Origin of the sequence: Microcoleus sp. AT3-D2 (assembly GCF_036705715.1) — a bacterium.
Classification (GTDB): Bacteria; Cyanobacteriota; Cyanobacteriia; order Cyanobacteriales; family Microcoleaceae; genus Microcoleus.
This window is the reverse complement of sequence record NZ_JAUBVE010000010.1, coordinates 83,674-105,244: the sequence shown is the minus strand read 5'-3', so window position 1 is coordinate 105,244 and position 21,571 is coordinate 83,674. Positions and strand designations below refer to the sequence as shown.

32 protein-coding genes, 1 other RNA gene and 2 pseudogenes are annotated in these 21,571 nt (G+C 46.8%); 6 read left to right on the top strand and 29 right to left on the bottom strand.

Going from position 1 to position 21,571, the window contains the following annotated elements; genetic code table 11:
- Positions 1-337: 337 nt before the first annotated feature.
- Together QUB44_RS06975 and ssrS are read left to right on the top strand one after the other, a co-directional pair.
- Complete coding sequence (locus QUB44_RS06975; protein WP_333364764.1) at positions 338-1,600, top strand: 5-(carboxyamino)imidazole ribonucleotide synthase; 1,263 nt, start codon at positions 338-340, stop codon at positions 1,598-1,600.
- Positions 1,601-1,650: 50 nt separating this feature from the next.
- Positions 1,651-1,838: non-coding RNA, 6S RNA (gene ssrS / locus QUB44_RS06970), on the top strand.
- A 100-nt stretch (positions 1,839-1,938) separates the two neighbouring features.
- Here ssrS and QUB44_RS06965 read toward each other — a convergent pair.
- Positions 1,939-2,097 (bottom strand): annotated as a pseudogene (locus QUB44_RS06965) (IS630 family transposase); the annotation flags it as partial.
- Positions 2,098-2,111: 14 nt separating this feature from the next.
- On the opposite strand from QUB44_RS06965, the pseudogene QUB44_RS06960 reads away from it, so the two are divergent.
- A pseudogene (locus QUB44_RS06960) lies at positions 2,112-3,094 on the top strand (transposase); the annotation flags it as partial.
- A 101-nt stretch (positions 3,095-3,195) separates the two neighbouring features.
- Here QUB44_RS06960 and QUB44_RS06955 read toward each other — a convergent pair.
- The 3 genes from QUB44_RS06955 to QUB44_RS06945 form a co-directional block, all read right to left on the bottom strand.
- Positions 3,196-3,348: a hypothetical protein gene (locus tag QUB44_RS06955; RefSeq protein ID WP_333364761.1), complete on the bottom strand. Its 153-nt coding sequence runs from the start codon at positions 3,346-3,348 to the stop codon at positions 3,196-3,198.
- Between the two features lie 45 nt (positions 3,349-3,393).
- Positions 3,394-4,179, bottom strand: a complete 786-nt coding sequence (locus QUB44_RS06950) for a GUN4 domain-containing protein (RefSeq protein ID WP_333364758.1) — start codon at positions 4,177-4,179, stop codon at positions 3,394-3,396.
- 88 nt (positions 4,180-4,267) lie between these two features.
- Positions 4,268-4,531: a hypothetical protein gene (locus QUB44_RS06945; protein ID WP_333364755.1), complete on the bottom strand. Its 264-nt coding sequence runs from the start codon at positions 4,529-4,531 to the stop codon at positions 4,268-4,270.
- A 247-nt stretch (positions 4,532-4,778) separates the two neighbouring features.
- Here QUB44_RS06945 and QUB44_RS06940 point away from each other — a divergent pair, with 247 nt between their 5' ends.
- Both QUB44_RS06940 and QUB44_RS06935 read left to right on the top strand, forming a co-directional pair.
- Complete coding sequence (locus QUB44_RS06940; RefSeq protein WP_333364752.1) at positions 4,779-5,591, top strand: pentapeptide repeat-containing protein; 813 nt, start codon at positions 4,779-4,781, stop codon at positions 5,589-5,591.
- Positions 5,592-5,706: 115 nt separating this feature from the next.
- Positions 5,707-5,856: a hypothetical protein gene (locus QUB44_RS06935; protein ID WP_333364749.1), complete on the top strand. Its 150-nt coding sequence runs from the start codon at positions 5,707-5,709 to the stop codon at positions 5,854-5,856.
- Between the two features lies 1 nt (position 5,857).
- Here the strand turns inward: QUB44_RS06935 and QUB44_RS06930 are convergent, their stop codons facing one another.
- The gene (locus QUB44_RS06930; protein ID WP_333364747.1) at positions 5,858-6,205 is read right to left on the bottom strand and encodes a helix-turn-helix transcriptional regulator; all 348 of its coding nucleotides are present in this window, start codon (positions 6,203-6,205) and stop codon (positions 5,858-5,860) included.
- 51 nt (positions 6,206-6,256) lie between these two features.
- Positions 6,257-6,622: a helix-turn-helix domain-containing protein gene (locus QUB44_RS06925; RefSeq protein WP_333157145.1), complete on the bottom strand. Its 366-nt coding sequence runs from the start codon at positions 6,620-6,622 to the stop codon at positions 6,257-6,259.
- A 27-nt stretch (positions 6,623-6,649) separates the two neighbouring features.
- On the opposite strand from QUB44_RS06925, the gene QUB44_RS06920 reads away from it, so the two are divergent.
- Positions 6,650-7,198 carry a hypothetical protein gene (locus tag QUB44_RS06920; RefSeq protein WP_333364744.1) on the top strand — a complete coding sequence of 183 codons (549 nt, stop codon included), beginning with the start codon at positions 6,650-6,652 and terminating at the stop codon, positions 7,196-7,198.
- 15 nt (positions 7,199-7,213) lie between these two features.
- Here QUB44_RS06920 and prfA read toward each other — a convergent pair whose 3' ends face one another.
- The 23 genes from prfA to rpmC all read right to left on the bottom strand — a co-directional run bounded on the left by prfA (position 7,214) and on the right by rpmC (position 21,465).
- On the bottom strand, positions 7,214-8,308 hold the full coding sequence (gene prfA / locus QUB44_RS06915) for a peptide chain release factor 1 (RefSeq protein WP_333364741.1): 1,095 nt from the start codon (positions 8,306-8,308) through the stop codon (positions 7,214-7,216).
- Positions 8,309-8,654: 346 nt separating this feature from the next.
- Positions 8,655-8,963 carry a 50S ribosomal protein L31 gene (rpmE, locus tag QUB44_RS06910; protein ID WP_333059812.1) on the bottom strand — a complete coding sequence of 103 codons (309 nt, stop codon included), beginning with the start codon at positions 8,961-8,963 and terminating at the stop codon, positions 8,655-8,657.
- Positions 8,964-9,168: 205 nt separating this feature from the next.
- Positions 9,169-9,582, bottom strand: coding sequence for a 30S ribosomal protein S9 (gene rpsI / locus QUB44_RS06905; RefSeq protein WP_333364738.1), 414 nt, complete (start codon positions 9,580-9,582; stop codon positions 9,169-9,171).
- Complete coding sequence (gene rplM, locus QUB44_RS06900) at positions 9,582-10,037, bottom strand: 50S ribosomal protein L13 (RefSeq protein WP_015178725.1); 456 nt, start codon at positions 10,035-10,037, stop codon at positions 9,582-9,584. Before rplM ends, rpsI begins: the two co-directional genes overlap by 1 nt.
- Before the next feature lie 139 nt (positions 10,038-10,176).
- Positions 10,177-11,019, bottom strand: coding sequence for a tRNA pseudouridine(38-40) synthase TruA (truA, locus tag QUB44_RS06895; RefSeq protein ID WP_333057795.1), 843 nt, complete (start codon positions 11,017-11,019; stop codon positions 10,177-10,179).
- A gap of 29 nt (positions 11,020-11,048) precedes the next feature.
- Positions 11,049-11,399, bottom strand: a complete 351-nt coding sequence (gene rplQ, locus QUB44_RS06890; protein ID WP_006634978.1) for a 50S ribosomal protein L17 — start codon at positions 11,397-11,399, stop codon at positions 11,049-11,051.
- Positions 11,400-11,523: 124 nt separating this feature from the next.
- Positions 11,524-12,468 (bottom strand): DNA-directed RNA polymerase subunit alpha, encoded by a 945-nt coding sequence (locus QUB44_RS06885; protein WP_333057810.1) that lies wholly within the window; start codon positions 12,466-12,468, stop codon positions 11,524-11,526.
- Between the two features lie 174 nt (positions 12,469-12,642).
- The gene (rpsK, locus tag QUB44_RS06880; protein ID WP_332978136.1) at positions 12,643-13,041 is read right to left on the bottom strand and encodes a 30S ribosomal protein S11; all 399 of its coding nucleotides are present in this window, start codon (positions 13,039-13,041) and stop codon (positions 12,643-12,645) included.
- Positions 13,042-13,125: 84 nt separating this feature from the next.
- A complete protein-coding gene (gene rpsM, locus QUB44_RS06875; protein WP_006634981.1) occupies positions 13,126-13,509 on the bottom strand; it encodes a 30S ribosomal protein S13 in 384 nt (127 codons plus the stop codon).
- 83 nt (positions 13,510-13,592) lie between these two features.
- A complete protein-coding gene (gene rpmJ, locus QUB44_RS06870; protein WP_015178722.1) occupies positions 13,593-13,706 on the bottom strand; it encodes a 50S ribosomal protein L36 in 114 nt (37 codons plus the stop codon).
- Positions 13,707-14,074: 368 nt separating this feature from the next.
- On the bottom strand, positions 14,075-14,299 hold the full coding sequence (gene infA / locus QUB44_RS06865) for a translation initiation factor IF-1 (protein WP_006276978.1): 225 nt from the start codon (positions 14,297-14,299) through the stop codon (positions 14,075-14,077).
- A 293-nt stretch (positions 14,300-14,592) separates the two neighbouring features.
- Positions 14,593-15,177 (bottom strand): adenylate kinase, encoded by a 585-nt coding sequence (locus QUB44_RS06860; RefSeq protein WP_333209323.1) that lies wholly within the window; start codon positions 15,175-15,177, stop codon positions 14,593-14,595.
- A 5-nt stretch (positions 15,178-15,182) separates the two neighbouring features.
- A complete protein-coding gene (gene secY, locus QUB44_RS06855) occupies positions 15,183-16,487 on the bottom strand; it encodes a preprotein translocase subunit SecY (RefSeq protein WP_333057793.1) in 1,305 nt (434 codons plus the stop codon).
- Between the two features lie 102 nt (positions 16,488-16,589).
- Entirely contained in the window at positions 16,590-17,036 is a 447-nt protein-coding gene (gene rplO, locus QUB44_RS06850; RefSeq protein ID WP_006634984.1) for a 50S ribosomal protein L15, read from the bottom strand.
- A gap of 146 nt (positions 17,037-17,182) precedes the next feature.
- Entirely contained in the window at positions 17,183-17,731 is a 549-nt protein-coding gene (gene rpsE / locus QUB44_RS06845) for a 30S ribosomal protein S5 (protein ID WP_190745441.1), read from the bottom strand.
- A 131-nt stretch (positions 17,732-17,862) separates the two neighbouring features.
- On the bottom strand, positions 17,863-18,225 hold the full coding sequence (gene rplR, locus QUB44_RS06840; RefSeq protein WP_333057792.1) for a 50S ribosomal protein L18: 363 nt from the start codon (positions 18,223-18,225) through the stop codon (positions 17,863-17,865).
- Between the two features lie 2 nt (positions 18,226-18,227).
- Positions 18,228-18,776 carry a 50S ribosomal protein L6 gene (gene rplF, locus QUB44_RS06835; RefSeq protein WP_333057791.1) on the bottom strand — a complete coding sequence of 183 codons (549 nt, stop codon included), beginning with the start codon at positions 18,774-18,776 and terminating at the stop codon, positions 18,228-18,230.
- A gap of 123 nt (positions 18,777-18,899) precedes the next feature.
- Positions 18,900-19,304, bottom strand: a complete 405-nt coding sequence (gene rpsH / locus QUB44_RS06830; protein WP_190657976.1) for a 30S ribosomal protein S8 — start codon at positions 19,302-19,304, stop codon at positions 18,900-18,902.
- Positions 19,305-19,326: 22 nt separating this feature from the next.
- Entirely contained in the window at positions 19,327-19,872 is a 546-nt protein-coding gene (gene rplE / locus QUB44_RS06825) for a 50S ribosomal protein L5 (RefSeq protein ID WP_006634989.1), read from the bottom strand.
- Between the two features lie 146 nt (positions 19,873-20,018).
- Positions 20,019-20,381 carry a 50S ribosomal protein L24 gene (gene rplX, locus QUB44_RS06820; protein ID WP_333057790.1) on the bottom strand — a complete coding sequence of 121 codons (363 nt, stop codon included), beginning with the start codon at positions 20,379-20,381 and terminating at the stop codon, positions 20,019-20,021.
- Between the two features lies 1 nt (position 20,382).
- The gene (gene rplN / locus QUB44_RS06815; protein ID WP_006634991.1) at positions 20,383-20,751 is read right to left on the bottom strand and encodes a 50S ribosomal protein L14; all 369 of its coding nucleotides are present in this window, start codon (positions 20,749-20,751) and stop codon (positions 20,383-20,385) included.
- 116 nt (positions 20,752-20,867) lie between these two features.
- A complete protein-coding gene (rpsQ, locus tag QUB44_RS06810) occupies positions 20,868-21,116 on the bottom strand; it encodes a 30S ribosomal protein S17 (RefSeq protein ID WP_006634992.1) in 249 nt (82 codons plus the stop codon).
- Positions 21,117-21,153: 37 nt separating this feature from the next.
- The gene (gene rpmC, locus QUB44_RS06805; protein WP_333364735.1) at positions 21,154-21,465 is read right to left on the bottom strand and encodes a 50S ribosomal protein L29; all 312 of its coding nucleotides are present in this window, start codon (positions 21,463-21,465) and stop codon (positions 21,154-21,156) included.
- Positions 21,466-21,571: the final 106 nt, after the last annotated feature.

Sequence of the window (21,571 nt, the reverse complement as noted above, 5' to 3'; positions counted from 1 at the left end):
AGTATCCTCACCTATAAATTGTGTTCCCTGAATGTCTGATTTTCAGTGTTGGCATCTGTCTATCTGCTTTTTGCAGTGCTGTCAATTATGCCATGCTTGGCGCTAGGGAATTGCTAGATGTGGCACTTTTCTGGAGGAGTGGGCTTCTACCGCTGTTTATCAATGGCTGGGAGCGTGCAATAATTAAAGACTTTAGCCGCCCAATTTTTCTGGGTTCTGCCTCGATTTAATCAGGCAATTAAAACTCTTTTCTGGCTTTTAACTCTGCAATTACTATAATTGATCCGGGGACAAATAGCGATAAGATAGGCAGGTTGACTCTGGGAATTTTACTCACATGAAATCAAATCAAACCGCTGCGAGTTCGTCTGCAAAATTTAAGCGGGTGGGCGTTGTCGGCGGCGGCCAGCTAGCTTGGATGATGGGGGATGCTGCTAGGGCGCTCGGTATTGAATTGGTAGTACAAACTCCCCATGCTACTGACCCGGCAGTTTCTGTTGCTGCTGATGCTGTTTTGGCTGCTGTTGATGATGTTTTGGCTACGGCTCAATTGGCTGCTGGCTGCGATGTTATTACTTTTGAAAATGAGTTTGTGGATTTGGATGGTTTGCGATCGCTAGAAGAGCAAGGTGTGTTATTTCAGCCGAGTTTGTCGTCGCTTTCTCCTTTGTTGGATAAGTACGTTCAGCGCTGTTATTTACAAGGTTTGGGTTTGCCAACTCCGAGGTTTTGGGAATGGGATTGCAGTGCGGATTTGCCCCCGGAATTGTTTAATGCGGTGGCGATCGACTTTCGGGCAATTTCTGTTTCTGACAGCGTGCAGATTGCAGGAGATTCGGGTGCTGGATCGATCAACTTTCCCTTTGTGGTCAAAGTTCGCCGCCACGGTTATGACGGCCAAGGTACTTTTATTGTTAAGGATTGGGGGAGTTTTGAGTCAATTCGTGCTACACTCCAAGGTCAGTCTTTGCTAGTGGAAGAGTTTGTGCCGTTCGATCGCGAATTGGCTGTGATTGCAGCTCGATCGGCAACTGGCGAAATTGCGATTTATCCGATAGTGGAAACTCAGCAGCAAAATCAGGTTTGTCATCTGGTGATTGCGCCCGCTGATATTAGTTTAGATGTGAAAAATGAAGCTTGTGCGATCGCCCGCACTCTCCTCAACAGTTTGCAAGCTGTCGGCATATTCGGCATTGAATTATTTTTAACCGCCGACAATAAGCTGTTAGTCAATGAAATTGCACCCCGCACCCACAATTCGGGACATTTTACGATCGATGCTTGCGAAACTTCACAATTTGAACAGCATTTGCGCGCAGTTTGTCAACTGCCTTTAGGGAATTCCGATTTAAAATGTGCAGGCGCTGTCATGGTAAATTTGCTAGGTTACGAGTCTGCCCAGTCCGATTATTTAGCAAAAAGAAAACAACTGGCACAAATTAGCGGTGCTTTTGTCCATTGGTATGGTAAGAAAGTATCGCGTCCCGGTCGCAAACTCGGTCACGTTACAGTTGTGCTCGACGCGGACTTGGTGGCTCAGGGGCGATCGTCAGCTGAGGATCTGGCTCAAACCGTTGAATCTATCTGGTATGCAAGTTAAATTGCTCGAAGCTTGCCAAAATCGGGTTAGTTGGTATATATTAAATAAAGGTTCTACTGCGACGTTGGTGACTGCCAATAATGTTTTTTTGATCTATAACTCTTAACTCTCGGGAATCAAGATGTTTGGACAGCAGTAAACTGGGCTTGTACCCAGAAACTTTAAGTCCGAGCCAACGGTACCCACCTGGTAAAATACCAGGTCAAAAGCTGAGGTAAGACGGCGTTGCGGGGAGCCATTAAAATTTTGATTGGGATAGGCGCTGTGAAATATAGCTAGCCTATTTTTTTTTGAGATAAACGCTTTTACTCATACTTGGAGTTTAAGCTGTTGCACATTTAAACTGTGAGACAAGCATTACCCTTGTTTGTGATTTTGCGCCCCCATTTAATTATTAATTGTCCTTCATTTAAGAGGATCTGCAATAAATACTCTAGCTCTTCAATATATGTAAAAAGTCGATTGACAATATGTTATTTTGCCGAATGCCATACTAATTAAATTAAGTTATATTAGTTATCCGACCGACTTAGGACTATTAAACGGAGCCAGAGTTCATACAGAAAAAATTATAGATACCCTGTATAAACAAATCAAAGAAAACACCCATAAAAAACCAAGAACCTACCGTAATCTAGCAAGAAAAGACTACTTAGCAGTAGCGAAACAAAGACGACTCACACGCAACAAAAGAAAACAGGAAATTAAAAAACAACTTTAATATATCACAAGAAACCGGGATTATATTGAACAGCTAATCGATTTAGGTGCGACCCTAGAAGGTCTGAATAAAAAGCAATATAAAACCTTGCTAGTCCTCACAGAAGTCGCTCGCCAACAGCAATGGTTATTTGACAATAATAAACAAAGTATTGAGGATAGAATAGTAAGTTTAAGCCAACCCCACATCCGTCCCATAGTCAGGGGAAAAGCTGGGAAAAGCGTAGAATTTGGAGCCAAGCTATCAGCCAGTTCTTTTGAAGGATATGTATTTTTAGACCGGATGAGCTGGGATAACTTTAACGAATCAGGTGACTTAAAAGCCCAATTAGAAGCATATCATAGGTTCACGGGATATTGTCCAGATTCAGTTCATGCTGATCGGATTTATCGCACACTCTTAGAACCGAGCGGGCGTGCAAAGAAAGAGGAATTAGAATTAGTGGGCCGCCCCTAGCAAGACCGCCAGCAAATGTGAGTAAATCAAAAAAGAGGCAAGCGTTGAAAGATGAGAGAATTCGCAATGCGATTGAGGGCAAGTTCAGGCAAGGTAAACGAAGATTCGGTCAGAATCGAGTGATGGCTAAACTCGATAATACATCTGGTACAGTTATTGCAATTACTTTTTTAGTTATGAACCTTGCTACCTGGTGGCGCCGGGTTTTTTGTGTGTTTTTATGTCTATTTGGAAAAAAAACACCTGTTTTTAAATTGAAAATAATCTACAATTATTGTTGGGTGGACTCGATGCAGAAAAGACTTATCTTTAGTTGAGTTTGAATATATCGATCGCTCCTGTTCATAGTTTGCGATCGATTATTCAGCAAGCCCTATATAGGAGTTGGTCGGATTTTCACTCCTTAACACTGTCGGCTTTAAGGGACGATTGAGCGATCGCGCTTTTTCTTATTTGTTAAGGGCGATCGCACTGCAAAAACTTTTAAAGCTGGCGATGGGAGAAGGTTGTAGAAAGGTGATGAGGTGCGATCGCTTTTAGGAGTGAAGGGGCGATCGTAGCTCAATTCCATGTTCTCTAAAAGTATGTCAACAAGTTTATGTTACAAAGCTTTTGACTACAGAGCAATACCGCAAATTGAAAACCTATTCAAGACATAGAGTGAGACAGCTTGATTCAGGCTTTTTGACGGATTATATAATCCTCCCTCCCCATAATTTGCTGTGGGAAGATGCCCATATGGAGCTTCGATTGCAAAAGTAAGATCGTTATAATCTATTGTATTACCGTCACTGCCGTCACTGAATTTAGTGTGCCATCCTATGCGTTTAAGGAAGTTATGGCTTAATGTACAAGAAGGTTGCTGAACAAATCGGCTGCTATAATTTCGACTTCCACTTGTTTTGTCTGACAGAATGGATAGTTCATCCTCTCCTAATTCTGATATAATTCGTCTTTGTACACTAAACCCAAAGCGACCATTACTATATTTAAGCCAAAGTCGATCTATAGTACAAAGGTCTTCACAAGGTACGTGTTCGGCTGCTGCCGGATTGAACCGACTTTCACTAATAACGAGATCATATTCTTCAGACGCCAATTTTTTATTGGCTGTTACAGCAGATACCCTGATCATCATCTTCCCTGTTTCTTCGTCAGCTTCTTTCCATTTGCCCTCTGCGAGTAGGTCACGAAGCCGTGTGTAGTTATAGTGAATAGACACGCTGCTGTCAAGTGATATTACTTCAAGATTTGAATAATCAACTTGATTAGTATAATTCTGGGTTGATGCTTTACTAGCTTGAGTCCTACTTGATGCCTTACTAGCTTGATTACTGCTTGATGCTTGTGACACCACGAAGTAAACAACTACAGCCAGCACAATTAAAATTAAAATCCACATTGATACTTTCCTTGATTAGGTAATCAGGGGAATTGCCACTCAATCCCCTGATGGTTGTGTCTACTGGTAAAAATTAATCAAAATTGCTTTATCCGCCATAATTACCGCTACCATAGCCTGTTTCTTTAGCTATCTCTAGCATGGTCGATTGACTTGATTTTACTTTTTTTAGTTCCCTTTCTACTCTCTCTCTTTCTGCCTGGTCTGCTATTCCGATTTGCTCTTCAAATTGAGCTATTATTGTCGAGTTGGGAATATCAGAAACCTGTGAGGGGGATAAAATTCCTTGAGCCAAAGCCAAAGCAGCCATAATATTCCGAATTGTCTCGGCAAGGTTGTATGGTAAACTCACTTTTGTTAACTCCTATGCTACGGTTATTTGTAAATATGAACGCCAGCCATTTGCTGACATTTAAGTATTCTAATGAGTCAACTTCATCTTTGTCAGTGATAAAAAGTGACAAAAAGTTAGAAATAGTAGCAACATCTTGGAGATTGTGATAAAATCTATCCACAGCAATGTGCGCGCACGGTCAAAGTGTCATAAACCATGCCAGCGCAACCTCAACTCGGACACTACCTTTAAGAGGATTTAACCCATGACTGTGGATGAAGCTCTCGCCATTGTCGAAACAGTCCTAGATGACGACGAACAGTTAAACGACGTGCAAGAGCTAATCTTCAAACAGTCCTGGGAAGGCAGACAGTCTTATGAGGAAATTGCTAAATTTTCTAAATATGATGATGAATATATTAAAGCCGCTGGCTATAAACTCTGGAAGTTACTCTCAGACGCTTTTGACGAAAAAGTAAAAAAAAGTAATATTAAAGCAGTTATAAAACGATACTTACGGCGACATCAAGTGACATTACATCGAACTCAAGTAATTGGAGTAAATCTCAGCGGTGCTAACTTAAGCGGAGCCAGAGTATTGCTCACAAACTTAAGTGAAGCCGATTTTTATCAGACTGATTTAAACAAATCAATTGTAACTGAGGATAAGACGGCATCAGATGAAATTATCAAGGCTGAAGACGCACATAACCAGGGAATGTTGTCAAGCATAGAAGAAGGGATTTATCACTGGAATGATTTGCGCTTTCACAGCCAAGAACAAGTGAAAATTGCCGAAGCACTCGATCGCACAAACACCCTCTTTTTCCCCAACTCCAAAGCCCGCCTCACAACACCCGCAGGTAGACAAAACCAAGAACCAGATTTCCTCATATTCCACCAAGGCAAATGGGGTATTCTGGAAATATCGCATTCCGATACAGAAAAAGATGAAACGCGCGATCGCCTGTTTGCATCTCACGGTATCAGCATCATCCACTACTGCGACGCTAACAGATGCACAGAAGAACCCGATCGCATTGTCCAAGAGTTTTTAGACATATTGAGTCACGGATAGGGCGAGTGGTTTTTTCATAAGGGCGATCGCATAGGGGCCCAGAAACCGGGTTTTTTACGATAATACTTCGTTGTATCCCGCAGATTCGGTAAAAAACCCGGTTTCTTTGCTTGGAGTGCGTAAGTGCATACGGGCGATCGCACTCCGTAACAAAGTAGATTGTGCCTTGACAAATTACTCACTTTGTGATAAATACGAGTGGTGGAAATTTTTAAGGGCGATCGGGATCTACTTCTGCAAAACGGACGATCGCGATCGAGCCTAACTCATTCCCCAGCAGCCTCAGCCGATGCAGCGAATCTATCCGCTACAGCTTTGCCAATTAGCGCCACCTGACTCAGAGGCAAAAACTGAATTTTTTTGACAATATCGTTAATTTCTGGGGCTTGCGAGACTGGATTGCCATCCAAAAAGCTGAGAAACTCTTCCAGAGTATAGCCGGCTCTCGCTGCGAGCTTACCCAAGTTTTCAGTATCAGGAACTGTATCGCCCCTTTCCCAAAGCTGAACAGCGGTAGCGGAAACGCCCAAAAGCTTGCCAAACGATCGCTGACTCATTGTTCCGCGAGCAGTTTTGATGATTTCGCTAAGTTTTTGTCTATTTTGGATGTTCACGACTTAAAAGCTATGTGATCGTATATAGCAGTCTACTTGCCAACTGATACATCAACTATATTTCCCAGACGACTCAGCCGCCGCCGCGAGTCTATCCATCACAGCTCTACCAATCACTGCCAACTCACTAATTGGTATAGATTGAATTTTTTTAAGCAGATCGTTAGTATCTACGGGTTCCTGCATCGGCTTGCCTTCAAGATGAGCCATGAGCTCTTCCATCGTAAAGCCTGCTCTTGTCGCAATCTGAGTCAAATTTTTCGTATCTGGAAGTACCTGCCCCTTTTCCCAATACAAGACAGAAGCAGCAGAAACTCCCAACAGCTTGCCAAAAGCAGTCAGACTCATCGAGCCCCGCGCTAATTTAACAACCTCACTCAGTTTTTTCTTAGCTTCTGCGTCCACGATATCAGCCACGAGATAACCACAATTCCTAGTTTACTTGTGTACCAACAATTTTACCTGTCTTGCTTGACAGGAGAAGATTTAGCAGATATTATTTTAATTACATTGAAAATTTTAATTTTAATTAAAATTGATTTAGGAGAAATAGCAATGACCCAGAGACGCACTCAAAAAACTCACAAGCCCAGCCACACACGCCAGAGCCTTACAGCCTCCGGTTGGCTAAAACCCCAGTGCTGGCAAATCTCCAAAAAAGAAGCAGGCGAAGCCCTGAGAATGCCCGTCAACCGGATAGTCAAAGTTTACCCCAAACAACATCAAGTAATAGTCGTTTACCTGAACAAGAAAGGACAAAAATGCAGTTCCTTTTTCAGCTACAGACTATTTGCCAGATGGCAACAAGAGGCGATCGCAGCAATTGCTAGTTGTCGAAACCAGCAAATCCTAGCACCCCTAGAAGTCATTGTACAATACGACCTCGAACATTTCAAATATCCAGTGGCGATCGCCGATGCAATTTGGGAAGCCCTACTCAACCAGATCTCCCGCGTAACAAGGGAACTGAGGCTGAGTAAACAATGCGCCTAGCCCCCCATCACTCCATCAATTAGTAGAAGCAGCCAACTCAACCAAACGTTCCTGCTGATCCTGAGAAATGCAAGTTTGAATAATCTCCTCAATATCCCCTTCCAAAACACTATTGAGCGAGAAATTTTCCCCCAAACGGTGGTCGGTAGCCCGATTGTCCTTATAGTTGTAAGTGCGAATCTTCTCCGATCGCGAACCAGTACCAACCTGAGCCAAACGCCGCGACTTCACCTCATCCTGCTGCTCCCGCAACTTCATCTCATAGAGCTTAGCCCGCAAAATCTGCATCGCCCGCTCCTTATTCTGCAACTGACTGCGCTCCTCAGTACAGAAAATCCGAATTCCCGTCGGCTTGTGAAACAAATCCGCAGCAGTTTCCACCTTGTTCACGTTTTGACCGCCAGCGCCGCCCGATCGAGCCGTGCTCATCTCAATATCCTTCGGATCGATGTGAATCTCCACATCATCAACCTCCGGCATCACAGCCACCGTCGCCGTCGAAGTATGCACCCGGCCGCCAGCCTCAGTCACAGGCACTCGCTGCACCCGGTGTACCCCCGCCTCAAACTTCAGCTTGCTGTAAACGCTGTCGCCTGTAATTTCCAGAATCACCTCTTTAAAGCCGCCCATTTCCGCCAGCGACTCGCTCACCAACTTCACCTGCCAGCCTTGAGTTTGAGCGTAACGGGAATACAGCCGCAGCAAATCTCCCGCCCAAATACTAGCCTCATCTCCGCCAGTACCCGCCCGAATTTCCAGCATAATATTCTTGTCATCGTTCGGGTCGCGGGGGAGCAGCAAAACCTTCAAATGACTTTCCAAATTCTCCAGCTTCGCCTCAAGTTCCTGAACTTCCAGCGCAGCCATTTCTTGCATATCTCGATCGCCCGCGGCTTCCTTGAGAACCTGTCGCGCGCCCACCAAATCTTCCTGAGTGGTTTTCCACAGAGCAAAAGTATCGACCACTTCCTCCAAGGACGATCGAGCTTTTGCTACACGTTGAAACTCTTGATTGTCTCTAGCCACATCCGGGTCAGCCATGCGGCGAGTCAACTCATTAAAAGTTTGCTCTACCGACTTCAATTTATCCAGCAAATAAGATTCAGCCATTGTCAGTTGTCCTTTGTCAATCGATTTTAGATTTTAGATTTTAGATTTTAGATTTTAGATTTGAAGAACAGTCGGGATAGAATCTCGATAGAACTCAACTGCCTGCATAGCGAAGTCTTCAATCTAAACTCTCCCATCCGAGGGCGGATCGATTTTAGATTTTAGATTTTAGATTTTAGATTTTAGAACTCAAGAGCAGTTAGGATAGAATGTCGATCGAACTCTACGCGATAGAACTCAACTGCCTGCATAGCGAAGTCTTCAATCTAAAATCTAAAATCCGAGGGCGGTAAGTTGCCAGTAGAAAGAACTACTCTCAACAAACTGCGGACAAATGACAATCCGGCTACTTCTTCTTTTTGCCTTTACCAGCCGCCTTAGCAGCATCTGCTTTCGGATCTTCCATTTTCAGCGGTCCAGAGGAAGCATCTGCCTTCGGCATTTCTACCTCCGTCATGCCGTATTTCCGCATAAAGCGCTCTACACGACCTTCAGTATCAATAATCTTCTGAGTGCCAGTATAAAAAGGATGATTTCCCGACCAGACATCAACTTGAAGCTTTGGTCTAGTGGAACCCACAGTCATCACAAGTTCCCCGTTGCAATAAACCTGAGATTCGGGATACCACTCAGGGTGAATGCCATCTTTTGCCATTGTTTTTTTCTCTCTAATTTTTGACTTTACAACCATTTTAGCTGCCGCAGGACTTGTACACCAACAACAGCACGAATTTTGCCTTATATCTGTTGGAACCAGGAATCGGGAATCGGAAATAAACTTCAAAAAAAGGCTAATAAAATCTGGATAGATAATTTTTGCCTTTTCCTGGTTCCTTCTTCCTTCTTCCTTCTTCCCTCGATTACCGCTTCGAGTATTGAGGAGCTTTGCGAGCTTTCCGCAAACCGTACTTTTTCCGTTCTTTGGCCCGCGGGTCGCGAGTCAAATAGCCCTCAGTCTTCAGAGGCTTGCGGTTTTCCGGGTCTAACTGACAAAGTGCTCTAGCGACACCCAAGCGAATCGAGTCAGCCTGACCTGTCAAGCCACCGCCTTCGACTTTTACCAGAATGTCGTACTCATTTTCCAGACCCAAAGTTTCCAGAGGAGCCTTAGCCAGAGCCAAATAAGTAGGATTGAATTGCAGGTACAAATCCCCCTCTTTACCATTGACAGTCAGTATGCCAGTGCCGGGAACCAAGCGCACCCGCGCTACGGAACACTTGCGGCGGCCGGTACCCCAGTACACAGCGCGACCCGATGTATCTGTTGCTTGCATTACTCATTTCCTCCCGGAATCGTGTGAACAATTAATTCTTCTGGTTTTTGAGCTTGGTGCGGGTGGTTGGGGCCAGCGTACACCTTGAGTTTAGTAAACAGTTGTCTGCCCAGAGAAGTGTGAGGCAGCATTCCTCGTATAGCTTCTTCGACAATTCTTTCGGGTAAACGTGCTTGCAATTTGGCAAAAGTTTCTGTTTTCATCCCGCCCGGTCTTCCAGAATGGCGGCGGTAGATTTTCTGGGTGCGTTTTTTGCCAGTAACAGCGATTTTGTCGGCATTGATGACAATTACGAAGTCGCCGGTATCCATAGAAGGAGTGTAAGTCGGTTTGTGTTTCCCCCGGAGGTACATGGCAACTTCAGTTGCCAGACGGCCCAGTCGCTGGTCGGCGGCATCGACCACGTACCACTTGTGCTCTAGGGAGTCTTGAGTAGGGACGTAAGTTTTGTTCATTGTTTGTTGTTAGTTGTCTATTAACTGTTAACTGTTGTTAGTTGTCAGTTGTCAGTTGTCAGTTGTCAGTTTTTAATTGTTAGTTGTCCTTAGTTTTTTATTAGTAGTTACCTAATGACTAATGACTAATGACTAATGACTAATGACTAATGACTAATTTTGGCTGAGTGTCGTACCAGACCTCTGGGGGAAAGGGAAATTCTGAATAGCCAACCCGCAGCAGGCACAAACCTTGAGCGGGAGCGGCATATTTTACCATTTCTCGGCGTTCGTTGACCCAGATATCGGTGAAATTGTCGATCGGCCTTTCCCCGCGACCCACCTGCACCAGCAACCCCACCAGCAGCCGCATCATCCCGTACAGAAACCCGCTCGCCTGAACCTCTATATAGATAAGAGGCCCAGAACGCTGACACTCGGCCGCTTGCACGTCCACCCAGGAATGGGGGCGGGCAGAACCCGCGCGGTGGAAAGCAGCCAGGTGATGCCGCCCGATGAGCGGTGTCAAAGCTGTTTGAATCAAAGATTCATCCACAGGGGCGTGATAGCAGTGCCAAGCAAAAGGACGCACAAACAAATTAGGGGTCGGGTCTGTATAAAGGGTGTAGCGATAGCGCCGCCAACTGGCTGAGAACCGAGCGTGCCAGGTAGGTTCCACCTTTGCCGAAGCTCGAATTAAAATATCTTTTGCCAGTCGAGAGTTGAGAACGCTTGCCCAGCGGTGAGCCGGAATTGGGCCGTGGGCATCAAAATGCGCTACTTGAGCAGCGGCGTGAACTCCCGCATCGGTTCTCCCAGCAGCGTGCAGCGTTACCGGGCGTTCCAGAACAGTCGATATTGCTGTTTCAATTTCTTCTTGTACTGTACGCTGGTTCGGCTGTCGCTGCCAACCGTGAAAGTTAGTGCCGAGGTATTGGATTACTAGAGCAACGCGCTGTATCGATTGGGGATTTTCGATTGGGGATTTTGGATTGTCAGTCATAAATCACAAATCTCCAACCCAAAATTGAATTAAACCAGTTCAACGATCGCCATTTCGGAATTGTCTCCTTGACGGGGGACAGTTCGCACTACGCGGGTGTAGCCGCCGTTGCGCGAGCCGTACCGTTCTTGGGCAGCCTCAAACAGGGCGTGTACTAACTGTTTATCGTAGATATAGCCCATAGCTTGGCGGCGAGAGGCTAAGGAGCCATCTTTGGCCAGGGTAATCATCCTGTCCGCCTCTGAGCGCAGCGCTTTGGCGCGGGCGAGAGTGGTAGTGATTTTACCGTGGCGGATTAATTCGGTGGTCAGCGAGCGCAGTAGGGCGCGGCGCTGGTCAGCCGGTTTGCTGAGTTGGGGAACGCGACAGCGGTGACGCATGGCAGTTGGTAATTGGTAATTGGTAATTGGGTGCCGGGATAGTCCGCGATCTAGGGGGGTGATTTCTTTAACTTAAAAACTCACCTACTTAAAATTCAGAACTTTTTTACCCGTTACCCGTTGATTAACTTTTAGCTGATTTTTCCTGTGGCAAGGTAATGCCCAAGCGTTTTTGTAAAGCTTCAATCACTTCTTCAGCAGACTTCTGCCCGAAGTTCTTGATCTCGAGCAAGTCTTCTTGGGTATAATCCAATAAGTCTGCGACTGAGTTGATCTGAGCCCGCTTGAGACAGTTGTAAGCCCGGACGGACAACTGCAATTCTTCGATCGGAATTTGGCTAGTAGGATCGGCTTCACCTGGATACTCTGGTTTGAGAGAATCTTGGGTGATGTCTTTGAGAGGTGAAAATAAATCTACCAGGATGTTGGCAGATTGACTCAAAGCTTCTTGAGGAGTCACGCTGCCATCAGTCCAGATTTCCATAATCAGCCGGTCTTTCTCGACAGTACCGCCTACCCTAGCATCTTCAACGCTGTAGTTGACTCTGCGAATCGGCATAAAGATGGCGTCAATTTGGAGAAAATCCAAAGCCGACCCATCATCGCGACTGCGGTCTACTGCTCGGTATCCGATGCCTTTTTCAATTCTGAATTCCATTTCCAGAACTGAGCCTGGGGAGAGAGTTGCAATGTACTGGGAACGATCGATCAATTCCACCTCAGAGGGCAAATCGAATCTATCGGCCGTTACTGTGACAGGCCCCTCAATCCGCAACCTGCCGATTTGGGGCTGCTGAGAATGAGTTTTGAGGACGACCTCTTTCATGTTCAGGAGAATTTCTAGAACATCCTCACGTACCCCTTCGATCGTGGCAAACTCGTGATTGACGCCCGCGATTCGGACTGAAGTTACTGCTGTTCCTTCCAAGTTTGACAGCAGAACTCGCCGAAGCGCATTCCCAACAGTTGTTCCTTGACCGCGATCGAGCGGTTCCAGGACAAATTTTCCGTACTGACTGCGGTCTTTGTCAGTGTTAGACTCTATACATTCAATTTGAAACTGCGCCACGGAGTGACCTCCCTTTTCCACTTTGGATTTTTGATTTTGGATTTTAGATTGCAGAGCATACCCCTGAACGGATTTCGGATTTTGGATGGACGGGGCAACAGTTAGAACCATTAGTTTTTGACTTTAAGCAGTTAGCCATTATCCAAAATCTAAAATCTAAAATCTCAAATCGTTTTAGACTCTACGCCGCTTGGGAGGGCGACAGCCGTTGTGAGGAATTGGGGTAACATCTCTAATCAGGGTGATTTCCAGTCCCGCCCCTTGCAGCGCCCGGATTGCAGTTTCTCTACCTGCTCCAGGCCCGCTCACCATTACTTCTATTTGGCGCATTCCTTGGTCGTTGGCTCTGCGGGCAGCACTTTCTGCTGCTGTTTGAGCGGCAAAGGGAGTTCCCTTTTTAGCTCCTTTAAAACCGCTGGAACCTGCCGATGCCCAGGATATCACTTCGCCGTTGAGGTCGGTAATAGTTACAATCGTGTTGTTAAAGGTAGACTGGATGTAGCCTACCCCATTGGGTACATTCCGTTTCTGCTTTTTTGCACCAGATTTCTTGCCTGTTTGTGGTCGCGCCATATTAGTCTCTTTAACGTTTCTCTCAACTAATGTCCCGAAGCGCTAGGAGCCAGCAGCCCCCAGCGTATTTTTCCCAAAAAGATGTTACTTCTTGGAAGGTGCCTTTTTCTTGCCCGCAACTGTTCGGCGGACGCCACGACGGGTTCTGGCGTTGGTACGGGTTCGTTGTCCCCGCACCGGCAGACCCAAACGGTGACGCCGACCGCGATAAGTTCCGATGTCCATCAGGCGCTTGATGTTCATTGACTCCCAGCGCCGGAGGTCTCCTTCGATTTGGTATGTTGTTTCTACATGAGCCCGCAGAGCTGTCACGTCGGCCTCTGTTAAATCCTTGACGCGAGTGTCAGGATTTACGCCTGTTGCAGCGATAATTTTTTGGGCTCGCGACAAGCCTATTCCGTAAATGTATGTCAGACCTATTTCGACGCGCTTATCGCGTGGAAGGTCTACCCCGGCAATCCGTGCCACACTTTTTCTCTCCCTAGTTTTCCTGTTTGGCTACAATGTTCAATTAGGATGCACCTGCGTGCAGTGCCCAATCTTCTTTTTTTCTAACCTTGGCGTTGTTTGTGTTTCGGGTTAGTGCATATCACCATCACTCGACCGCGACGGCGGATGACGCGACATTTCTCACAAATTTTTTTGACAGATGCTCGAACTTTCATCTTTCTTCCTGCCTGGAGAACCCCGCTCTAGCGGAGAACAGGCACGCTGGGACTGCCCGTAGAGCGGTGGGAGGAGAGGCTGGGCAAGGTGTAGACCTCTCCTCGATTAAATTGTATAAAGTGCGGGTTGTTTCATGAAGGAGCCCGCTTGCACCCACTCCCATTGCTGGGTAAAGTTCGCCTGCGCCAGAGTGGTGGCGAGCGATGTTTTTACGGTGTAACAATGACTTAACCCGATACACCGGTAGGTTGTTGACGCCCTTCTCGGCAACACTACAAACGTAGCATTATAGCATAAATTTGAAGCTTTTTACCAAATTCTCTCTAAATTAAACTTAGAATTAGTTTTTAGAAAGTTTTATCTAAGCCTATTTTTTCCGAAGGCGATATGTAATCCTGCCTTTGGTCAAGTCATAGGGAGTCAATTCGACTTTGACGCGATCGCCAGGCAGAATTTTGATGTAGTTGCGGCGGATCTTGCCGGAAATGTGAGCCAGCACGTTAAACCCATTATCTAGGTCAACGCGAAACATCGCATTGGGCAGGGATTCCGTCACTGTCCCTTCCATTTCAATTAAATCTTGCTTAGACAATTTGGTATTTACCTCAACTCTACATTTGATTAACTAGGAGTGTCCCGGCGTGAGCCTCAAAACCTATTTACTGGTAGGAGTCCAACGGGAACGGGGGGCAATAATTAGGGCGCCTCGATCGACTTTAATACTCAACCAACCGCTTGTTTTAGCTTTACTTGAGTAAAGTTGTGGCAATTAGTATCGAGTTCAATCCGGTCTCTAGCAACCCTCACAAAACCTGATAGCACAAAAAGCTCCTAGTTAACATATCTTAGCAAAAGCTTGTGAGTAACAAGCTGTATTGAGAGGGTTCAAGAGTCGATCGAGAGAGATTGTTGCAGTTCTGCGGTGACTAATTCCATTGCTCGATCGCCATCAACCGCAACTAACTGTTGACGGCCGCTGTAAAAATCAATCAAAGGCTCAGTTTGCTCGCGATAAACTTGCAACCGACGGCGGATCGTCTCCTCATTGTCATCCTGCCGGCCCCGCGACAGCAGGCGAGACACCAAAATGTCGTCAGGAACGTCGAGATTAACAGCTTTGAGACCACATTTTGGGTTCGATGTACTCCCCTCGGCACCGCTAAGCTCGTGCAGCAGTTTGTCTAAAAAAGTTGCCTGGGTAACAGTGCGGGGAAAGCCGTCGAGAATCCAGCCCGCATTAGCGTCCGGTTCATTCAAGCGTTCCTGCACGATATCCATCAGCAATTGGTCGGGAACCAACTCACCCCTGTCCATGTAGGCTTGCGCCTTTAGACCCAAGGCAGTTTTCGCCACCACGCAGGCGCGCAGGATTTCGCCGGTAGAAATGTGGGGTATTTTCCAGAGAGCGCCTAATATCTGAGCCTGAGTTCCCTTTCCCGCCCCTGGAGGCCCCATGAAAATAAATTGCATTACGATTACTTCACCATTCCTTCATATCTCTGGGAGATGACGTAAGTTTGAATTTGCTTAGCAGTTTCGATCGCGACACCTACTAGAATCAGTAGGGAAGTTGCGCCAAAACCTCTAAAAGTTTGCACTCCGATCGCGCTTTCTACAGCAGTTGGTACAATGGCCACCAGACCGAGAAAAATCGCTCCCAAGAAAGTCAAACGGTTCAAAACCTTCTCCACATAATCACTCGTTTTCTGACCCGGACGAATTCCCGGAATGCTAGCGCCCATTTTTTTCAAGTTCTGAGACATATCTACGGGGTTGACAATCAACGAAGCGTAGAAATAGCTGAAGAATAGAATCAAAGTCAGATAAAACAGCGCGTAAGCCCAAGGGGCTGGGCCGTTCGGACTCAAAACATTAGCAACTTGAACCAAAAACGGGTTATTGAGAGACTGAGCGAGGAAAGAAGGCACAATCAACACCGAAGATGCAAAAATAATCGGCATCACTCCGCCTTGATTCAAGCGCAGGGGCAGATAACTCCGGCTCTCCCGATAAACTTTGCGGCCGACTTGGCGCCGGGCAGAGATAATCGGAATGCGGCGAGTACCTTCCTGAACAAAAACAATCCCGACAATCGTCACCAAAAAGACCAGCAGTAGAACGACTACGCGGCCGACAACTTGCGTGTCCCCACTTTGAGCCAATTCAAAAGTTTGTCCCAAAGAGCGTGGCAATACCGACACAATATTGATAAAAATCAACAACGAAGCTCCGTTCCCGATACCTCGTTCCGTCACCACTTCCGATATCCACATCACAAACATTGAGCCGGCTGTCAGAGCCAAAGCAGTTTCTGCTATGAATAAAGGCGCTGGAGATTGAGCAAAAGGGCTGACCCAAATCGCAATGCCAATACTTTGCAGAATTGCCCAGCCCAATGAAACGTAGCGAGTAATTTGAGAAATCTTGCGCCGCCCCGCTTCCCCTTCATTTTTTTGCAAGTCTTCTAAGCTTGGCAGAGCCGCAGTTAGAAGTTGCACAATAATTGAAGCATTAATGTAGGGCAAAATCCCCAACGCGAAAATCCCCAAAGCAGACAAGCCGCCTCCTGAGAACAAATCCAGAAAGCCAATTAAAGGGCTATTTTGGACGTTTTGGGCAAAGGCGACTCGATCGATGCCGGGGACTGGCAAGTGGACACCCAGGCGTACTAAAATCAGTAAGCCAACGGTTACGAGGATGCGGCCTCGCAAACCAGCAGCTTGAGCCATCTGCATGAACGTCTCTTGTGCAGTTGGCGCTTTCTCTCTACTAACGTCCATAGTTACGATTTTGGATTTTAGATTTGGGATTTTCGACTAAATCATTTTCTGATAGCAAGCTTGAGGATTTGAGATTTGGACAGACTCTCAAACCTCAAATCTTCACGCAACTAATTCGCAACTTCCGCCTGCAGCTTCAATTTTGGTGCGAGCACCTGCGGTAAAAGCCGAGGCGCGCACTTGCAAAGGTACATTCAGTTCGCCATCTCCTAAGATTTTCAGCGGCCCGTCGTCTGTGGTGACAATTTTTGCTTGGATCAGAGAGGTGAGAGTAACTTCGGTGTTTGCTGGCAGCGATGCTAATTTACTTACATTAATGGTAGTGTACTCTTTCCGGTTCACTAGAGGGAAGCTTTTCAACTTGGGGAGACGGCGGTAGAGAGGATTTTGACCTCCTTCAAAACCGGGTCTAGTGCCGCTACCGGCTCTAGATTTTTGACCGCGCATCCCTTTGCCGGAGCTCGCGCCTTGACCGGCAGAAATACCTCTGCCCAAGCGTCGGGGGCGCTTTTGGGAGCCTGCTTTGGGTCGGGCGTCTTGCAATCTCATAGTTTTAGTAATTGGTAATTGGTAATTGGTATTTAGAGAGGGGGTACGCAGTAGTTTTGAGTGCGTGAGTTTTGAGTTGCGGATTTTTTTATTTTCACCGCAAGCACTTAACACTCAAAACTTACAGTTTCCCATTCTCGCGTGCCCTAACCGTAGAGATTTTCTACTGGAATTCCGCGCTCTTGAGCAACTTCGGACAAGGTGCGGAGGGTGGAGAGGGCATTGACTGCGGCTCGGGCGTTGTTTAAGGGATTTCCAGAACCTAGCTGTTTGGCTAAGATGTTGCGGACTCCTGCTAGTTCGAGAACAGTTCGCACTGCTCCCCCTGCAATTACCCCGGTTCCTGGAGCGGCCGGCCGCATCATCACTTTAGCTCCGCCACCGTCACCGTTGATGGGGTGAGGGATGGAGTTAGATTTGGTGAGGGGGACTTCAATTAGGTGCTTTTTGCCGTCAGCGACGCCTTTTTTAACGGCACCGATTACGTCGCTAGCTTTGCCGACTCCTACTCCTACTTGACCGCGTTCGTTGCCGATAATGACTATGGCGCGGAAGCTGAGTTTTTTACCACCTTTGACTACTTTGGTAACGCGCCGAATCTGAACAACCCGTTCTTGCCATTCGGATTCTTTTTCGCGCCCTTTGTTGTTGCTGCTGCTTTTTTTCTTGTTGCGCTGTTCTTTTTGTTCTGCCATAGTTTTGTTCTTTGGGAATTGGGGATTAGTAACTGGTAGTTGGAAATGAGAAATTAACAATTAGGAATTAAGAATTTTGTTGTATATTCTTTTTTCCTTCTTCCTTCTTCCTTCTTCCTTCTTCCTTCTTCCTAAAAGTCTAACCCCGCTTCGCGAGCTGCTTCTGCGAGGGCTTTGACACGACCGTGATAGAGGTTGCCCCCGCGATCGAATACGACTTTGACTATGCCAGCGCTGGAACAGCGTTTGGCAATCAACTGACCGACTTGCACGCTCGCGGAACAGTTGCCGCCAGAACTGAGAGTTGACTTCAATTCGGGATCGAGGGTTGACGCGGAGGCCAAAGTGTGCTGGGCGGTGTCGTCGATGACTTGAGCGTAGATGTGCTGATCTGAGCGAAATACCGCTAGTCTGGGACGTTCGGCGGTGCCGAACACCTTGCGCCGAACACGGCGGTGTCTGCGCTGGACTGATTCTTTGCGAGTAAGCTTCATTGTTACTTCTTACCTGTTTTGCCTGTTTTACCAGCTTTGCGCCGGACAACTTCGCCGCTGTAGCGAATGCCTTTGCCCTTGTAGACTTCGGGCGGACGCACCGCGCGGATGCGGGCTGCTGTATTGCCTACGAGTTCTTTGTCAATGCCGGAGACAATGACGTTGGTGTTGCCTTCAACTGCCATTGTGATGCCTTCTGGAGGGGGCATTTCAACGGGTTTGCTGTAACCGACGTTTAAAATCAGGTTCCGTCCTTGAACCTGTGCCCGATAACCTGTGCCGATAATTTCGAGACGCCGCTGAAAACCTTCTGATACACCTTCGACCATGTTGGCGACGAGGGTGCGGCACAAGCCGTGCAGTTGTCTGGCGACGCGAGATTCGTCTCGGCGGGTAACGAGTAAAGTCTCGCCTTCAATTCCCATGAGGATTTCGGCTGGGATAACTCGGGAAAGTTCACCTTTAGGGCCTTTGACGGCTACTTTTTGACCGTCTAGGGTGACGGTGACTTTCGTGGGGATGCTAATCGGACGCTTGCCAATTCGCGACATAGTTTTTTGGTCCTTTGTTTTTAGTTATTAGTCCTTGATTATTAGTGCTTAGTTATTAGTCCTTAGTGATTGATTTTTGAGTCTGTTGCCAACGACCAGTGACTAATGACTAATGACTAATGACTACCAAACATAACAAAGCACTTCACCGCCCAAACCTTGGCGTCGAGCTTCTCTATCCGTCATAATGCCGCTGGAGGTGGAAATAATGGCAATGCCAATTCCGCCTAATACTCTGGGCAATTCTTTACGGTTCGAGTAAACGCGCAGTCCTGGTTTGCTGACTCGCTTAAGTGCCGTGATAATGGGCTTGCGAGTTTTACCTTTGTACTTTAGAGAAAGCACTAAATGTCGCTTGACCCCTTCTGCTTCTGCTTCTTCAAATTCGCCGATGAAGCCTTCACTTTTGAGGACTTGGGCGATGCTGCGGGTCATTTTTGTAGCTGGAATTTGCGTTGTTTGGTGGCGCGCCATGCAAGAATTGCGAATGCGCGTCAACATATCTGCTATGGTATCGTTAGCTGCCATCTTTTGCTTCTTACTCTAGTGCTTAGTTGTCCCGGAACGGCATTCCCATTTCTTTAAGCAAGGCGCGTCCTTCTTCGTCGGTGTTTGCTGTGGTGATAATTGAAATGTCCATGCCTCGAATTTGATCGATGCGGTCATATTCTATTTCTGGAAAAATTAGCTGTTCTCTCAGACCCAAGCTGTAGTTGCCGCGCCCGTCGAAGCTTTTGGGGCTGATGCCGCGGAAGTCGCGGATGCGGGGAAGTGCGAGGTTGATCAGCCGATCGAGAAAATCGTACATCCGATCGCCGCGCAGCGTCACCATAACGCCGACGGGTACTCCTTTGCGGATTTTGAAGCCTGCGATCGCTTTTTTCGCCCGCGTCACCACTGGTTTTTGACCGGTGATGATGCCAATTTCGTTGATCGACGAATCCAGTGCCTTAGCGTTTTGAGATGCTTCTCCCAAACCGCGGTTCACTGTGACTTTGACGAGTTTAGGAACCTGATGGATATTAGTATATTTAAACTGATCCATCAGTGTGGGAACGATTTTTCCTTGATAAAGAACTTTGAGTTTGTCCGGCATAGTTTTTGTGTTTCGTTAACTGTCCCTGGGCTTGGTCAGGGAATTATTAGTTGTCAGTTGACTGTTGTCAGTTGTCCGTTGACTGTTGTCCGTTGACTGTTGTCAGGAAAGCATTTGTCTAATGACTAATGACTAAAGACTAATGACTAATTATCGATGATTTCTCCAGTTTTTTTGAGCTGTCGCAGTTTCCGACCGTCTTCGCTAAATGTATAGCAAACGCGGCTAGCTATTTTTTCTTTTTCGGAATAGTGCATGACATTGGAGCTGTGAATGGGAGCCTCAAACGTGAGTATTTTCCCGGACTCTCCCTCTTGCTGGGGCTTGACGTGCTTTGTTCTGATGTTTACACCTTTAACAATTACTTTGCTGACTTTAGGATATGTCTTTAAGATTTCTCCGACTTTTCCTTTCTCTTTGCCAGTAATTATTTGCACGGTGTCGCCTGCTTTGACGTGCATTCTGTAGCGCTGCGGCTCGCTAGTTGGTTTACCCTTTTTTCCGTACATTTTAAAGTACCTCCGGGGCTAAGGAAACGATTTTAGTAAAGTTTTTGTCGCGCAGTTCGCGGGCGACGGGGCCGAAGACGCGAGTGCCTTTGGGGTTGCCGTCTACGTTGATAATAACGGCGGCGTTATCGTCAAAACGAATGCTCATGCCACTGTCGCGGCGCAAACCTTTGCGGGTTCTGACAATGACAGCCCGAACGACATCTGATTTTTTGACGGCCATATTGGGGATGGCGTCTTTGACGACGGCAATGATGACATCGCCGACTCCGCCGTAGCGACGGTTGCCGCCTCCCAATACGCGGATGCACATCAGTTTGCGGGCTCCGCTATTGTCGGCGACATTGAGGTATGTCTGGGGTTGAATCATGGTGATTGTTGACTGTTAACTGTTGACTGTTAACTGTTGACTGTTAACTGTTGACTGTTGACGGCTAATTGATTAATCAAGTACCGATCGGGCGAGCGCGAGATCGCAATTAACTCTTAGCCGTTTTTTGTCCCAAAAATCTCAGCAACCGTCCAACGTTTGGTTTTGCTCAGTGGGCGAGTTTCAGTGATGCGGACACGATCGCCCGATTTGCACTGATTTTCTTCGTCATGAGCTTTGTACCGCTTGGTGCGGACTACGATTTTGCCGTATTTGGTGTGGGAGGAGCGGTTTTCGATTGCTACCACGACGGTTTTATCCATCTTGTCGCTGACTACTACGCCAACTCGTTCTTTAATTGCCATAGCTACCTATTTTTGTTGTGCAATTGACTGTTTTTAGCTACTGTGCGATCGTCGGCTCGGCTGCTTCTGACTCTTGGCTGACTGCTGCGGTTGCAGCAGGCTGTGCTACCTGTTTAGATGCGGCTAATTTTTCTGCCGTTTCTTTCTCAGCAACGATTTGGCGCTCGCGTTCAACTGTCATCAATTGAGCTAGCCGGTGTTTGACGTGCTTGAACAGGTGAGGCTTTTCCATGCGGCCGGTAGCTTGCTGCAGCCGCAATTCCATTAGTTGGCGCTTGGCGGCTAAAATTTGCTCTGCTAGTGCTGCATCGCTTAATTCTCTAGCTTCTTTAATCTTGGGCAAAGACATAATTGTGTGCTTTCTCGTTAGCGGTATGACAGAAGACAGAATTGTCTCGCTTGGCTGAAGGTCGAAGGAAAGAAAAGTTATGAAAGCCAGATTTTAAAATGCTGTA

Coding starts and splice junctions, on each gene's coding strand:
- QUB44_RS06950 (WP_333364758.1), bottom strand. CDS start 4,179: ATGTGGATTTTAATTTTAATTGTGCTGGCTGTAGTTGTTTACTTCGTG.
- rplR (WP_333057792.1), bottom strand. CDS start 18,225: ATGAAGCTTACTCGCAAAGAATCAGTCCAGCGCAGACACCGCCGTGTT.
- rplM (WP_015178725.1), bottom strand. CDS start 10,037: ATGAACAAAACTTACGTCCCTACTCAAGACTCCCTAGAGCACAAGTGG.
- rpsI (WP_333364738.1), bottom strand. CDS start 9,582: ATGCAAGCAACAGATACATCGGGTCGCGCTGTGTACTGGGGTACCGGC.
- rplE (WP_006634989.1), bottom strand. CDS start 19,872: ATGCCGGACAAACTCAAAGTTCTTTATCAAGGAAAAATCGTTCCCACA.
- rpmC (WP_333364735.1), bottom strand. CDS start 21,465: ATGTCTTTGCCCAAGATTAAAGAAGCTAGAGAATTAAGCGATGCAGCA.
- rpmE (WP_333059812.1), bottom strand. CDS start 8,963: ATGGCAAAAGATGGCATTCACCCTGAGTGGTATCCCGAATCTCAGGTT.
- rplX (WP_333057790.1), bottom strand. CDS start 20,381: ATGTACGGAAAAAAGGGTAAACCAACTAGCGAGCCGCAGCGCTACAGA.
- QUB44_RS06860 (WP_333209323.1), bottom strand. CDS start 15,177: ATGCAATTTATTTTCATGGGGCCTCCAGGGGCGGGAAAGGGAACTCAG.
- rplQ (WP_006634978.1), bottom strand. CDS start 11,399: ATGCGTCACCGCTGTCGCGTTCCCCAACTCAGCAAACCGGCTGACCAG.
- QUB44_RS06955 (WP_333364761.1), bottom strand. CDS start 3,348: ATGGAATTGAGCTACGATCGCCCCTTCACTCCTAAAAGCGATCGCACC.
- rpsQ (WP_006634992.1), bottom strand. CDS start 21,116: ATGGCAATTAAAGAACGAGTTGGCGTAGTAGTCAGCGACAAGATGGAT.
- truA (WP_333057795.1), bottom strand. CDS start 11,019: ATGACTGACAATCCAAAATCCCCAATCGAAAATCCCCAATCGATACAG.
- rpsE (WP_190745441.1), bottom strand. CDS start 17,731: ATGGCAGAACAAAAAGAACAGCGCAACAAGAAAAAAAGCAGCAGCAAC.
- rplN (WP_006634991.1), bottom strand. CDS start 20,751: ATGATTCAACCCCAGACATACCTCAATGTCGCCGACAATAGCGGAGCC.
- rplF (WP_333057791.1), bottom strand. CDS start 18,776: ATGTCGCGAATTGGCAAGCGTCCGATTAGCATCCCCACGAAAGTCACC.
- secY (WP_333057793.1), bottom strand. CDS start 16,487: ATGGACGTTAGTAGAGAGAAAGCGCCAACTGCACAAGAGACGTTCATG.
- rplO (WP_006634984.1), bottom strand. CDS start 17,036: ATGAGATTGCAAGACGCCCGACCCAAAGCAGGCTCCCAAAAGCGCCCC.
- QUB44_RS06975 (WP_333364764.1), top strand. CDS start 338: ATGAAATCAAATCAAACCGCTGCGAGTTCGTCTGCAAAATTTAAGCGG.
- QUB44_RS06940 (WP_333364752.1), top strand. CDS start 4,779: ATGACTGTGGATGAAGCTCTCGCCATTGTCGAAACAGTCCTAGATGAC.
- prfA (WP_333364741.1), bottom strand. CDS start 8,308: ATGGCTGAATCTTATTTGCTGGATAAATTGAAGTCGGTAGAGCAAACT.
- rpsH (WP_190657976.1), bottom strand. CDS start 19,304: ATGGCAGCTAACGATACCATAGCAGATATGTTGACGCGCATTCGCAAT.
- rpmJ (WP_015178722.1), bottom strand. CDS start 13,706: ATGAAAGTTCGAGCATCTGTCAAAAAAATTTGTGAGAAATGTCGCGTC.
- rpsK (WP_332978136.1), bottom strand. CDS start 13,041: ATGGCGCGACCACAAACAGGCAAGAAATCTGGTGCAAAAAAGCAGAAA.